We start from the raw sequence: 12,314 nt of genomic DNA, 5'->3' as shown, positions 1-12,314 counted from the left end.
CGTCTAGTGGTTGACAGCCTTGGTGCAGCCGTCCGCCTCGTGATGGGCCGCGATGATCGCGCGCAGGGTGCGCCTGCACCGTCCGCAGTCACCGCCGGCGCCGCAGGCCTCGGCGATCTGCTTGGACGTCGTCGCGCCGTTGGCGACCACCTCGTCGACGTCGCTGCTCGTGATTCCCATGCATAGACAGACGAACACGGGCGCACCTAACCGCTCTGCTCGTCGATGCTCATGATGTGGGCGAACCTGCCCACGAACTGGCTGGGGTAGGCACCAAGGCCCGCCTGGCGCAGCCATTCGGCAGCGTGGTCGGGGTGGTCGATCCACTGCCGGGCGGCTTGCTCGTTCTCGATCTCCTGCAGGACCATCACTTCCTGCCCGTCATCGAGCGCCCGATACACCCAGATCTTGCGCACGCCCGCGCGCTTGAACCGGTCCAACCCGTCCTGCACCTTGGCCATCAGCAAACCGATATCTTGCACCGACGACATGACGCCGACAATGACGCGTCCCACGTGATCCGCGGGCGACGGCGGGTACAGGTCGATCTTCTCCACCACCTCGCCGCCGAAGATGGGCGGAATATCGTCGACACCGGAAATATCGAACAACTCGAATATCGCGGGGGATCGCAAAACCTCGCGGATCGAGCCGGCCTGCCGAATTCCTATTGTGGTCAATACCCGCTGGGGCTCCCAAATCGAGTTGTAGAGCACCACGTGGTGGGCGCCGATCGACGCCAGTCCGTCACGACGTTTCTTGAGCCAACCCCACATCCGTTCTACGTCATCGACACGGAAATCACAGGCGAGAATGAAGGAATGCAGGTCGCGCTCACCCATCCCTATTTCCCCCTGCCCGATACGCCGGTTTTTGGTTAGCGGAGTCTAACCTTAGTTAGCGTAGGCAGTCCAGCGTTGATCCATCCTCGACGGCCCACAGCCCGTCAATCACTCGCCAGAATGCCGAAAAGTCGCGTCGCACAAGCGTAGCGGCTGTGCTTTGATTACTGTCTGCACTAGATTGGATCGCACACAACCGCTAGCGACGCTTGACCAGCCCTCACGGTGCTAAGGAGCCCCCGATGCAAGGCGACCCGGACGTTCTGAAGTTGCTCAACGAGCAATTGACAAGCGAACTCACAGCCATCAACCAGTATTTCCTGCATTCGAAGATGCAGGCCAATTGGGGCTTCACTGAACTCGCCGAATACACCCGCAAAGAATCATTCGACGAAATGAATCATGCGGAGGCGATCACCAATCGAATTCTCATGCTCGACGGGCTGCCGAATTACCAGCGGCTATTCTCGCTGCGAATCGGCCAGAACCTGCGCGAACAATTCGAGGCCGACCTCGCGATCGAATACGAAGTGATGGAGCGGCTGAAGCCCGGCATCATCATGTGTCGCGAGAAGGAAGACGCCACGACCGCCACGCTGCTCGAGGGAATCCTCGCCAGCGAAGAGGAGCACATCGACTACCTCGAGACGCAGCTGCAGTTGATGGACAAGCTGGGCGACGAACTCTATGCGGCACAGTGCGTCTCCCGGCCGCCGACCAGCCTCTGACCCCCGCGTTTCCGCACACCTGCTCCCGGCAACCCTTCCGTCGGCCGGCGTAACTTCTCTAGCTTGTCTAACGATAGGCCGGGAGGGATACCGGCCGACGGAAGGCAGGGATGGAAAGTCCGGCGACACCCGCCGCCGCCGAGGATCGTGAACCCGGCGCGCTGATCAGCCCACAGCGCCGCAACTTCATTTTCGTTGCGGTGCTCCTCGGCATGCTGCTCGCCGCGCTGGACCAGACGATCGTCGCGACCACCCTGCCGACGGTGGTGGCCGACCTCGGCGGCGCCGGCCACCAGTCGTGGGTGGTGACGAGCTACCTGTTGGCCTCGACCATCGCCACCGCTGTGGTGGGCAAGCTCGGTGACCTGTTCGGGCGCAAGGCCGTGTTCGGGACGGCAGTGCTGGTCTTCCTGATCGGTTCGGTGCTGTGCGGCATCGCCGGGTCGATGACGGCGCTGGTCGCATCGCGCGCTGCGCAGGGTGTCGGTGGCGGCGCCATCATGGTGACGGCCACCGCGCTGATCGGCGAGGTGATCCCGCTGCGCGATCGCGGCCGTTACCAGGGCGCGTTGGGCGCCGTCTTCGGTGTGACGACGGTGGTCGGGCCGCTGCTGGGCGGCTACTTCACCGACCACCTCAGTTGGCGGTGGGCGTTCTGGATCAACATCCCGGTGGGCGTCGTGGTGTTCTTCGTGGCAGCGGCCGCCATCCCCGCGCTCAGCGGGCGCGAGCGGCCCGTCATCGACTACGCCGGCATCGTGTTCGTCGGCCTGGGCGCGACCGGGCTCACGCTGGCGACCAGCTGGGGCGGCAGCACCTACCCCTGGGCTTCGCCGACGATCATCGGGTTGTTCATCGGCTCGGCGGCCGCGCTTGCGATCTTCGTCCGGGTGGAAACCCGTGCGGTCGAACCGATTCTGCCGATCCGGCTGTTCAGCAGCCCGGTGTTCACGGTGTGCTGCGTGCTGTCGTTCATCGTCGGGTTCGCGATGCTGGGCGCGTTGACGTTCCTGCCGACATACATGCAGTTCGTCGACGGCGTCTCGGCCACCGAGTCTGGGCTGCGCACGCTGCCGATGGTGGTCGGCTTGCTCATCACCTCGATCGGCAGCGGCGCCATCGTCGGGCGCACCGGGCACTACAAGGTCTTTCCTGTCGTCGGCACCGCGGTGATGGTGGCGGGCTTCGTGCTGATGTCCCGGATGGACGCCGACACGTCGCTGCTGGCGCAGTCGGCATACCTGTTCATCCTTGGCACCGGCATCGGCATGTGCATGCAGGTACTCGTGCTGATCGTGCAGAGCACGGTCGGCTTCGCCGATCTGGGCGTCGCGACGTCGGGCGTGACGTTCTTCCGGGCGATTGGAAGCGCGTTCGGCGCGGCGATTTTTGGATCGCTGTTCGCCAACTTCCTCAACGCCCGCATCGGCGGAGCCCTGGCTGTCAACGGTGCGCCGCCGGCGGCCGCGCAGTCCCCGCAGGTGTTGCACGGGTTGCCATCCGACGTCGCCGCACCGATCGTCACTGCCTACGCCGACTCGCTCGGGTTGGTGTTCTTGTTCGCGGCGCCGGTCGCGTTCATCGGTTTCCTGGTCGCGCTGACGCTCAAGGAAGTGCCCCTGCACGAGATGGAAACGGCGGCGGTCGATCTCGGCGACGGCTTCGCGATGCCCGGCACCGAGAATTCGGAGCAGGTGCTGGAATCCGCGATCGGCCGCCTGCTACGCCATTCACCCGAGATCCGGCTGCGCAGCATCGCGGGCCGGCCAGGCTGCGAACTCGACGTCGCGCGGCTGTGGGCGTTGATCCAGATCTATCGGCACAACCAGGCCTTCGGCTCCGCGCGGCTCACCGAGATCGCCGATCGCCTCCGGGTGCCGTGCGAAGTCATCGAGCCCACCTTCGAGCAGTTGGTCGCCACCGGCTATGCGTTGCGCACCGGTGATCGGTTCTGGCTCACGCAAGCCGGCGCGCAGCAGGTCGACACCGCCTCCTCGGTGCTGGTCAACGCGATCACCGAGAAGCTCGCCAAATCGCAGACGTTCGAGGGCAGACCCGGCCATGCGCAGGTGGAGGCGGCGCTGGAGCGCATCGCGCATCGTGTGCTGGCCCAGCGGGAGTGGGACGACGAGCGCGGCGAGATCACGGCTACCAAGATGTGAGCGTCGCTACCGTCCCCGATTCTAGAACGTGTTCCACCGGCGCGGCGCCGCGCGTACGATCTCGGCCATGAGCCGTATAGGGGAGTTCGCCGATGACGACGCGGCCGCCTGGGTGGTCAAGTCGCCCGACATCGGCGTCGCGATGGCCGGTTTCACCAACGCGGTCTACACCAAGAACCGGCTTCCGATGCGGGTCCGTGAGCTGGCCAGGATGGTCATCGCGCTGGACAACGAGTGCGTGGTGTGCCAGAACACCCGCGACTCGGCAGGTATCGCGGCCGGCGTCGACGAGGAGCTTTACGATCATGCCGCGCAATGGCGGACGTGGCCGGGCTACAGCGGCCAGGAGCGCGTCGCCGCGGAGTTCGCCGAACGGTTCGCCTCCGACCACACCGCCCTGCGTGACGACGAGGACTTCTGGGCCCGCTGCCGTGAGCACTTCGACGACGAACTGCTCACCGACCTGGCCCTGTCGTGCGCGATGTGGTTGGGCATGGGCCGGATGCTGCGCACCCTCGACATCGGCCAAAGCTGCAAGATCACGCTGTAACGAACCCCGCGAGCCCGCACAATTACCGCATGACATCGCGGACCGCCGAACCGCTCGCCGCCGCGGCGATCGCCCAACTCGAGGCCGACGGCGTCACCACGCTGATCGGTACGGTCGTCAACCCCGCCGGGCTCACGCTCGCCAAGACCGTGCCGCTGCGCCGGATGGGCTCGTTCGCCGAGCCCGGCCTGGGCGCCAGCCCGGTCTGGCATGTGTTCGCCATCGATCAGACCGGCATCGTCTTCGGGGACGCGATCGGCGTGGTGGGCGATCAGCGGATACGCATCGATCTGGGCGCCCTTCGCATCCTCGGCGACGGGTTGGCCTGGGCTCCGAGTGCGTTCTTCAACCAGGACGGCTCACCGGATCCCTACTGCAGCCGCGGCACGCTGCGCAGGGTGGCCGATCGGCTGGCCGATGCGGGCATCGACGCGGCCGTCGGGCACGAGATGGAGTTCGTGCTCGTCGCACCGGACGGCGGCGCGCTACCGTCGCAGCTGTGGGCCCAATACGGGCTTGCCGGCGTACTGGAGTTCGAAGGCTTCGTCCGCGATGTCACCAACGCCGCTGCCGCCTCGGGTGTTTGGATCGAGCAGTTCCACCCCGAGTACGGGCGCAACCAGTTCGAGATATCGCTGTCTCCGGCGCCACCGGTGGCCGCTGCCGACCAACTGGTGCTGATGCGCATCATCATCGGCCGGGTCGCTCGCCAACACGGGATGCGGGTCAGCCTGTCACCGGTGCCGTTCGCCGACAGCGTGGGATCCGGTTCGCATCAACACCTTTCGCTGACCCGCGGGGAAATGCCCCTGTTTCCCGGGGATAACGGCGATGGTGCCGCGTCGATAACAGCCGATGGCCAAGCCGCGATAGCCGGGCTGATCGCCGGCCTGCCGGAGGCCCAGGGCGTGCTGTGCGGTTCGGTGCTGTCGACGATGCGGCTCAAGCCGGGGCTTTGGTCAGGTGCGTATCTTTGCTGGGGCACCGAGAACCGGGAGGCCGCAGTACGTTTCGTATCCGGCGGGCCGAGCAACCCGGGCGGCGCCAATGTCGAGGTGAAGGTGATCGACCCGTCGGCCAACCCGTATCTCGCGACGGCTGCCATCCTGGGCATGGCGCTCGACGGTATCGAGCGCAAGCTATCGCCGGGGGAGGAGATCACCGTCGGCCCGGCCACCATGACGGATGCGGCTCGCGCACAGGCCGGTATCGCGCTGTTGACGTCCGACCAGTCCGATGCGCTCGACCGGCTGGACAACTCGTCGCTGCTGCGCGGAATTCTCGGCGACGCGGCCGTGGACGCCACCGTGGCGGTACGGCGCTACGAGCAGTACACCTATGGCGACATGAAGCCCGATGAACTCGCCGAGAAGTTCCGGCTGGCCTGGAGCGTGTGAGTTCAGCGCGCGGTCCGCACGCGTCTGCGCACGGCGTCGGCCACCTCGTTGAGCCCGTCGCGCGCCCATCCCACCTCGTCACACAGCCGCTGCGCATCGGCGTACAGACCGCCGTACACCGACCACTGGGTCGGCTGATCGAGCGGTTTACCTTGTGCCTGCGATGCGAGTTTTTGCACTGCCGCCGTGCAGGTCTGGACCGCCTCGCCCACTGGTTCGCCGTTGGTGAGGTCGTCGACGGAGTGAATGCCACCCATCGCGGAGACGGCGTCGCGCACCGCGGACAGCACGGTCGCGTAGTGGCGCAGAAACGCGTCGTGGTGCGGTTGCTGTTCGTCGTCGTCGCGTTCGCCGATCCGGATCAACCCGGTGATCACCGACCGCACCTGAGCGGTGATGCGGTCCGCCGCCTGAATCGTCACGCGGTAACCGTCGAAGCTGCGGTGGTCGTGGACCAGCAGCCGGCGGGGGTTGAACCGCGAGGTCTGATCGGCATGGTCCACGGTGTGACGCGCCTGCGGGGTCAGGCGTGCGAGGCCGTCGGCGTGTTGTCGCCAATGGCGTGCGGCATCCGCGTCGGGCGTCCCGTCTTTCAGCCCATCGGCCATGTCGGTCAGCAAGTCTGACAACGAATCGTTGAACGATTGGACGGCATACCCGGCGCTGCGGTACCGCAACGGGGGTGCCACCAGCAGGTTCACGGCTAACGCGACCGAGGCGCCGAGCAGCACCATGCCCACGATCTCGGGGAGCTGAGACGGCGGCGACACCCCGGGTTCGGGCATGGCGAACGCGCCGTAGGCGAAGATCGCGGCGACCGTGACGTTGATGCCCTGGCTCCCGAGCCGTCGCCAGCGTCCGATGGTCAGCGCGATTGCCAGGATGACCGGGAACAGCCACGGCTGTGCGCCCCACGGCAGCACGATCGCCCCGGTGAGGCAGACGCCGACGATCACCGCGCCGGTGTAGTGCATCGCCATCTGCACCGAGTCGGCGATGGTGATCTGCATGAGCAGCACCGCCGAGAACGGCGCGAACGTGGCGTGGCTCGCGCCGAACACCTGCGAAGCCAGCAGCCAGGCCACCGTCGCCGCCAGCACTGACTTGCCGAGCATCAGCACGTTGTCGCGGTCGAAGCTGCGCCGCGCCAGCGCGCGTCTCACGCGTCCGACGAACGCGGACAGTGCCGCACGCGTATGCACGTCACGTCTCCTTCAGCCGAGCCTCGCCGATCTGAAGGGTTTACCGCCTGTCGCCGACCTCAAACCGGCGCCGCACCGTCACACCAGGCCGGTGGCGTCGAACACCCAACTCATGTCGGCGTTCGCGAAGTCCTCCATCCAGGTCGGCGGGGCGTTGTTGGCCAGCGCGCCCATGTCCCAGTAGTCCTTCCACAACGTGACCTTGCCATTCTGAACCTTGTGCACCGAAACGAACTTCAGCACCGCCGATTCGCCTGTTGGCCAGTGCCATTCCTCGCTGTGCTCGTACATCGCGTCGACGCCGTTGTCGACCAACAGCCCACTGAAGTTCTCGTAGGACGCCAACGGCTCCAAGCCGATCTTGAGCCGCTTGACGATGTCCTCGGGCCCACGGGCGGCCGCGGTCGGGCCGACGGGCACGTCGAGGTAGATGCAGTCGTCGGACAGGAACGTCTTGAGCTCCTCCCAGTTGCGCGCGGACAACGCCTTCCACATCCCCAAGACCGTATCTTCAACTGACACTGGCTAATTCGCCTTCCTGTGCGGAGATCGCGGGCGCCTTGTGCGCTGCGCGCAGAAACCGTCCGGTGCGCTGCCGGCCGACGACATCGGTCGGTTGGCCGCCGACGAAGACCGCTCTGCCGCCGACGTAGACGGCGGTCACGGTGTCGTCGTTGCGGTTGACCATGCGCGATAAACCCCCGTACTGCTCGACGACCTCCTCGGCGTAGGAGTCCAGCGAGTCGTCCAGGTGCTCGGGGTCGACGACCACCAGATCGGCCCGGTCGCCGATGCGTAGATGCCCGGCGTCCAGGCGGTACCAGTCGGCCAGTTCACCGGTCAGCCGGTGCACGGCCTGCTCGACGCTCAGAAACGGCTTACCTGCGCGCTCGGCGTCGCGCACATGGCGCAAAAACCGCAGGCCCATGTTGTAGAAGGCCATGTTGCGCAGGTGCGCACCGGCGTCGGAGAAGCCCATCTGGATACCGGTGTCGCGCGCCAACTTCTTGAGCACGTCGGGCCGGTGGTTGGAGATCGTGGTGCGCCAGCGCAGCGCCCGACCGTGTTCGAGCACCAGGTCCAGGAACGCGTCGACGGGGTGCAGTCCGCCGCGCTCCTTGCCGACCTGACCGAACGACTTGCCGACGATCGACGTGTCCGGACATGCCACGATCTCGGCATCGAAGAAGTCGCGCTGCCAGACCCGGATACCGAGTTTGCTCTCGTACTCCTTGCGGAACCGGCGGCGGTAGGCCTCGTCGCGCATCAGTTCGTTGCGCTCGACCTCGTCGCGCAGGTGCAGCGCGGCGGCACCGGCGCCGAACTCCTCGAAGACCACCAGGTCGATGCCGTCGGCGTAGACCTCGAACGGCACCGGCAGATGCTGCCAGCGGAAGTTTCCGCCGAGCTTGTTGACCAACCGGGCGCCCGGGCCCAGGGCATGGATGCTGTACGGATTGGACTTCACGTCGGCCGCCGAAAGCAGGCTGGTCTTGAGCGGGTTGCGAACCAAGCCCAGCGACTGCGCCAGCTGGGAAAGTAGGTTCAGCGGGTTCTGAATGTCAGGGCCCGACTGCAGCACTCGGCCGGTGCGCCGCAGCAACGCCTTGAGCCTGCGCAGCTCGCGGGGCTTGGCGTAGGTGGACGGCAGCGTGCGCGACCGGCACACGTCACCGTCGAGCTTGTCGAAAAGCAGTTGCTGCGAAGACATTCCGACAAAGCCGGCCTTCAGCGCCGCCGAGAGCCACCGCTCCAGCTGGGCCTGCTCGCTGCGGGTGGGACGCGCGTCCTTGCGAGTCGCGCGGTCCAGGCCCATGGTGGCCGCCCGCATATCGGAGTGCCCGATGAAGGCAGCGACGTTGGGGCCCAGCGGCCGGGCCTCCAACGCTGCGATGTACTGCTCGCAGTCGGTCCACGTCTTGTTGCGGTCCACGGCGTCGATGACGTGATCGCGCGGGATCGCCTCGACCCGACCGAAGATGTCGCCGGCGTCGGTACCGTCGACATGCACCGTGGACAGCGAGCAGGAGCCGAGCATCACCGTGGTTACCCCGTGGCGCAACGATTCGGCCAGCGCCGGGCCGTCGAGCACCTCGACGTCGTAGTGGGTGTGGATATCGAGCATGCCGGGCAGCACCCATTTACCCGATGCGTCGATGACGTCGGGGCAGCCGGTCGGGTCGAGGTCCGCTGCGCTGATCGCGGCGATGTGGCCGTCTCGGATGCCGATGTTTCTCACCGCGGACGGTGCGCCGGTGCCGTCGAACCAGCGGCCGTTTTCGATGATCGTGTCGTAGCTCACCCCGTCATAGAACAGCCCGCCGATAACGGTGTCAATGAAATGGGTGAACAGATTTGCATATCTGTCTATTTTAGGCGATGACCTGGCACTACCGGTCGTCCGGGGCATACTGACGAAGATGACGCCGCTGCAGCGCTACATCGCCGAGGAAATCGCCATCGACCATGTCGACGGGCTGTTGTCCAGACGTGAGGCGCTGCGCAGGCTCGCGCTGCTCGGCGTCGGCGCGGCCGCGGCGACGGCCTTGATCACCGGCTGCAGCGATAACCGCCAGCCCGAGGGGCAGGCCCCGGTCACCTCGAGCGAGCCCGCGACGGCGGGCGCACCGCCGGGTTCGCAGACCGCGGTCGACACTACGGCGATCACCTGGCCCGGGCCCCGCGGTGAGCTGCAGGGGGCATGGGCGCAGGCGCCCGACGCCCGCGGCGCCGTGCTGGTCATCCACGAGAACAAGGGGCTCACCGACCACATCCGGTCGGTGGCGGGCCGGTTCGCGGGCATCGGCTACTCCGCGCTGGCGATCGACCTGCTCTCGGCGCGGGGCGGCACGGGCACCTTCGCCGATCCCGCGCGGGCCACCGCGGCCCTCGGCGAAATTCCGCCCGAGGACGCGGTCGCCGACCTGCGCTCCGGGGTCGACGAGCTGGTGCGCCGCGTTCCGGATCGAAAGATCGCGGCGGTCGGGTTCTGCATGGGCGGGGCGATGGTGTGGCGGCTGTTGGACGCCGGCGCACCGCGGCTGGCGGCGGCCGTGCCGTTCTACGGCCCGACACCGGAGGACCCCGACTTCTCCGGGTCCAAAGACGTTGCGGTGCTCGGGATCTACGCAGCCCAGGATCAGCGCGTCAACGCCACCGAACCGGTCGCGCGCGCGGCGCTGGAGCAGGCGGGCCTGGTGTTCGAGCTCGTCACCGAACCCGACGCCAACCACGCGTTCTTCAACGACACCGGCCAGCGCTACAACGCCGCCGCGGCGACCGACGCCTGGCAGCGGGTGCAGGACTGGTTTGCCCGCTACCTCTAGCCCATGGACCGCGAGCAGACACAGAAGGGGGCGAAAACCCCGTCCAAGACCACCTTTTATGTCTGCTCACTCGACGAAGGTGATCTACGATCCACACATGCTCAGGCCGTTGACGGTCGGCGTCGCCTCCGCCACCCTCCTCCTCGCGACCGGCGGGGGTGTCGCCGGTGCGGAACCGCAGACGTCGCCGTGCGACTACACGCTCTCGGCGCCCCACGTCGTCGACGTGTCCGGAACCCCCATGGTGACCGCAACGCTGAAGCCGGCCGCGTGCGACCGCGCACAAGTGTTCTCCACGGTCGCGTGTGTGCAGTTGGAGGGCGCGTCGGGGCCCCGTCAGTGCGCGAGCAACAACGGACCGCTGGTCGCGCAGGTCTACTACGCCCCGTATCAGCCCGGTGCGACGTACATATCGACAGGGCGGGGGTGCGCCAACGTCGGGAACCCGCCACAACCGGCGTGCCAACCGACGGGTCCGTTCACCGCGACGCTGTAGCGAACCCGACCGGTCCGCTGCTCGTGTCCCGGGTGGAACACAACGTAAGGGGACACGATGAGAAAGGTCTTGTTGTTCTGCACCGCCCTGTGTGCGATCACCGCGCTCGCCGTGGGCTGCACCCAGTCGGCCACCACCGAACAAGATGCCACCGGGACGGCCACCGCGACCGCCCCGCCCGCCACCAGCGCTCCCGCGTCGGGCCCGACGATCACCATCGCCGACATGAGCTTCGGGGATCCGGTCACCGTCGCTCCCGGTGAACAGATCACCGTGATCAACGAGGACTCCGCCGAGCACTCGGTGACCTCGGAGACGTTCGATGTGCACGTCGACGGTGGTCAGCAGGTCACATTGACGGCACCGACGGACCCCGGCGAGTACGACATCTACTGCGTGTACCACCCGTCGATGACGGGCACGCTGATCGTCCAGCAGTAGGGCGCTGACCTCCCACTTCGCGTGCACCCGGTTTAGCCCTCGCCGGCACGGGCACCCCGTCTTATTAGCGGGTCCGTCAGTCGCTGCGGCCCGACCGAACGAAGGAGCCGAGATGGACAACACCGTCGTATGGGTCATCGTGGCCGTGGTGGCGATCATCGCGATCGCAATTCTGGCCTACGTTGCAGTGCAGGGGCGCAACCGTAAGCGCCATGTTGAAGCCGAGCGCATCCGCGAAGAGGTGGACCACGATTCACACCGGGTGCAAAAGCGGGAGGCACTGGCCCAAGAAACCGAGGCCAAAGCCCGCGCCGCCCAGGCCGACGCCGAGGCGAAGGCCGCTGAGGCCGCCAGGCTGGCCGACACCGCGGCGACGCGCCGTGATGCGGCGTCCACGTCGCGTCACGATCTCGACGCCCGTCGCGAACACGCCGACAAGCTCGATCCGAGGTCGAAGACCTCCGATCGTCGTGAGCAGTAGCCCCAACACCCCGCCTGCCGTGTTGTTCGACATCGACGGCACGCTCGTCGATTCGAACTATCTGCATGTCCACGCGTGGTACCGGGCGTTCGATGAGGTCGGCCGCCCCGTCGAAGCGTGGCGCATCCACCGCTCGATCGGGATGGACGGCACCACGTTGGTCCGCACGCTGACAGACGGCGCCGACGAGGACAGCGTCGAACGCGTCAAGGACCTGCATTCGCGCTACTACAAGGAGATGACGCCGGAGCTACGGCCGCTGCCGGGCGCCCGTGAACTGCTGGAAGCGGTCGTCAAGCTGGACCTGCAGGTCGTGCTGGCGACCTCGGCACCCGAGGACGAACTGTCCATCCTGCGTGAGGTGCTCGACAGCGACCACCTGGTGTCGGCGGTGACGTCGTCGGCCGACGTGGAGACGGCCAAACCCCAGCCCGATCTGATCGAGGTGGCGCTGGACCGGGCCGGGGTGCCCGCCGCGCACGCCGTCTTCGTCGGCGACGCGGTGTGGGACGTCGTGGCCTGCCAACGTGCCGGCGTGCAGACCGTTGCGCTGCTCAGCGGGGGAGTGTCGCAAGCCGAGCTGGAAAGCGCCGGTGCAGCACGGGTTTTCGACAACGCGTTGAATCTCTGCCAGCATCTCGACGACACCCCTATCGCCGCGCTCGCCAACATCGTCGGCGCGCGGTAGG

14 protein-coding genes are annotated in these 12,314 nt (G+C 66.9%); 9 read left to right on the top strand and 5 right to left on the bottom strand.

The features are described from left to right. Nucleotides 1-3 precede the first annotated feature (3 nt). Together ABQE44_RS18440 and ABQE44_RS18435 are read right to left on the bottom strand one after the other, a co-directional pair. Nucleotides 4-198 (bottom strand): (2Fe-2S)-binding protein, encoded by a 195-nt coding sequence (locus ABQE44_RS18440; RefSeq protein WP_448393937.1) that lies wholly within the window; start codon nucleotides 196-198, stop codon nucleotides 4-6. An 8-nt stretch (nucleotides 199-206) separates the two neighbouring features. After that, the gene (locus ABQE44_RS18435; protein ID WP_448393936.1) at nucleotides 207-842 is read right to left on the bottom strand and encodes a fatty-acid--CoA ligase; all 636 of its coding nucleotides are present in this window, start codon (nucleotides 840-842) and stop codon (nucleotides 207-209) included. 242 nt (nucleotides 843-1,084) lie between these two features. Here ABQE44_RS18435 and bfr point away from each other — a divergent pair, with 242 nt between their 5' ends. The 4 genes from bfr (at nucleotide 1,085) to ABQE44_RS18415 (ending at nucleotide 5,679) form a co-directional block, all read left to right on the top strand. Beyond that, complete coding sequence (bfr, locus tag ABQE44_RS18430; RefSeq protein ID WP_448393935.1) at nucleotides 1,085-1,570, top strand: bacterioferritin; 486 nt, start codon at nucleotides 1,085-1,087, stop codon at nucleotides 1,568-1,570. A gap of 110 nt (nucleotides 1,571-1,680) precedes the next feature. Further along, a complete protein-coding gene (locus ABQE44_RS18425; protein ID WP_448393934.1) occupies nucleotides 1,681-3,732 on the top strand; it encodes an MDR family MFS transporter in 2,052 nt (683 codons plus the stop codon). 67 nt (nucleotides 3,733-3,799) lie between these two features. Then, nucleotides 3,800-4,282, top strand: coding sequence for a carboxymuconolactone decarboxylase family protein (locus tag ABQE44_RS18420; RefSeq protein ID WP_448431223.1), 483 nt, complete (start codon nucleotides 3,800-3,802; stop codon nucleotides 4,280-4,282). Between the two features lie 29 nt (nucleotides 4,283-4,311). Next, a complete protein-coding gene (locus ABQE44_RS18415) occupies nucleotides 4,312-5,679 on the top strand; it encodes a type I glutamate--ammonia ligase (RefSeq protein WP_448431221.1) in 1,368 nt (455 codons plus the stop codon). 2 nt (nucleotides 5,680-5,681) lie between these two features. Here ABQE44_RS18415 and ABQE44_RS18410 read toward each other — a convergent pair whose 3' ends face one another. The 3 genes from ABQE44_RS18410 to ABQE44_RS18400 all read right to left on the bottom strand — a co-directional run bounded on the left by ABQE44_RS18410 (nucleotide 5,682) and on the right by ABQE44_RS18400 (nucleotide 9,183). Then, entirely contained in the window at nucleotides 5,682-6,881 is a 1,200-nt protein-coding gene (locus ABQE44_RS18410; RefSeq protein WP_448393932.1) for an FUSC family protein, read from the bottom strand. Between the two features lie 78 nt (nucleotides 6,882-6,959). Beyond that, nucleotides 6,960-7,376, bottom strand: a complete 417-nt coding sequence (locus ABQE44_RS18405; protein WP_448393931.1) for a nuclear transport factor 2 family protein — start codon at nucleotides 7,374-7,376, stop codon at nucleotides 6,960-6,962. A gap of 16 nt (nucleotides 7,377-7,392) precedes the next feature. Beyond that, complete coding sequence (locus ABQE44_RS18400; RefSeq protein ID WP_448431219.1) at nucleotides 7,393-9,183, bottom strand: N-acyl-D-amino-acid deacylase family protein; 1,791 nt, start codon at nucleotides 9,181-9,183, stop codon at nucleotides 7,393-7,395. Nucleotides 9,184-9,301: 118 nt separating this feature from the next. Between ABQE44_RS18400 and ABQE44_RS18395 the strand changes: the two genes are divergently transcribed. The 5 genes from ABQE44_RS18395 to ABQE44_RS18375 all read left to right on the top strand — a co-directional run bounded on the left by ABQE44_RS18395 (nucleotide 9,302) and on the right by ABQE44_RS18375 (nucleotide 12,313). Then, nucleotides 9,302-10,207, top strand: coding sequence for a dienelactone hydrolase family protein (locus ABQE44_RS18395; protein ID WP_448393929.1), 906 nt, complete (start codon nucleotides 9,302-9,304; stop codon nucleotides 10,205-10,207). A 97-nt stretch (nucleotides 10,208-10,304) separates the two neighbouring features. Next, on the top strand, nucleotides 10,305-10,703 hold the full coding sequence (locus ABQE44_RS18390) for a hypothetical protein (protein WP_448393928.1): 399 nt from the start codon (nucleotides 10,305-10,307) through the stop codon (nucleotides 10,701-10,703). A gap of 57 nt (nucleotides 10,704-10,760) precedes the next feature. Continuing rightward, entirely contained in the window at nucleotides 10,761-11,144 is a 384-nt protein-coding gene (locus ABQE44_RS18385) for a cupredoxin domain-containing protein (protein WP_448431217.1), read from the top strand. 112 nt (nucleotides 11,145-11,256) lie between these two features. Beyond that, a complete protein-coding gene (locus tag ABQE44_RS18380) occupies nucleotides 11,257-11,625 on the top strand; it encodes a hypothetical protein (protein ID WP_448393926.1) in 369 nt (122 codons plus the stop codon). After that, the gene (locus ABQE44_RS18375) at nucleotides 11,615-12,313 is read left to right on the top strand and encodes an HAD family hydrolase (RefSeq protein ID WP_448393925.1); all 699 of its coding nucleotides are present in this window, start codon (nucleotides 11,615-11,617) and stop codon (nucleotides 12,311-12,313) included. The genes ABQE44_RS18380 and ABQE44_RS18375 overlap by 11 nt, the downstream gene beginning before the upstream one ends. The last annotated feature ends 1 nt before the right edge of the window (nucleotide 12,314 follow it).

The organism is Mycolicibacterium sp. XJ2546 (assembly GCF_053483195.1).
The sequence above is the reverse complement of the archived record's forward strand: the minus strand, read 5'-3'. Positions and strand labels throughout refer to the sequence as shown.

Excerpts from the sequence above, each read along its gene's own strand:
- ABQE44_RS18435 (WP_448393936.1), bottom strand. The coding sequence starts at position 842 with ATGGGTGAGCGCGACCTGCATTCCTTCATTCTCGCCTGTGATTTCCGT.
- bfr (WP_448393935.1), top strand. The coding sequence starts at position 1,085 with ATGCAAGGCGACCCGGACGTTCTGAAGTTGCTCAACGAGCAATTGACA.
- ABQE44_RS18425 (WP_448393934.1), top strand. The coding sequence starts at position 1,681 with ATGGAAAGTCCGGCGACACCCGCCGCCGCCGAGGATCGTGAACCCGGC.
- ABQE44_RS18420 (WP_448431223.1), top strand. The coding sequence starts at position 3,800 with ATGAGCCGTATAGGGGAGTTCGCCGATGACGACGCGGCCGCCTGGGTG.
- ABQE44_RS18415 (WP_448431221.1), top strand. The coding sequence starts at position 4,312 with ATGACATCGCGGACCGCCGAACCGCTCGCCGCCGCGGCGATCGCCCAA.
- ABQE44_RS18405 (WP_448393931.1), bottom strand. The coding sequence starts at position 7,376 with ATGTGGAAGGCGTTGTCCGCGCGCAACTGGGAGGAGCTCAAGACGTTC.
- ABQE44_RS18395 (WP_448393929.1), top strand. The coding sequence starts at position 9,302 with ATGACGCCGCTGCAGCGCTACATCGCCGAGGAAATCGCCATCGACCAT.
- ABQE44_RS18390 (WP_448393928.1), top strand. The coding sequence starts at position 10,305 with ATGCTCAGGCCGTTGACGGTCGGCGTCGCCTCCGCCACCCTCCTCCTC.
- ABQE44_RS18385 (WP_448431217.1), top strand. The coding sequence starts at position 10,761 with ATGAGAAAGGTCTTGTTGTTCTGCACCGCCCTGTGTGCGATCACCGCG.
- ABQE44_RS18380 (WP_448393926.1), top strand. The coding sequence starts at position 11,257 with ATGGACAACACCGTCGTATGGGTCATCGTGGCCGTGGTGGCGATCATC.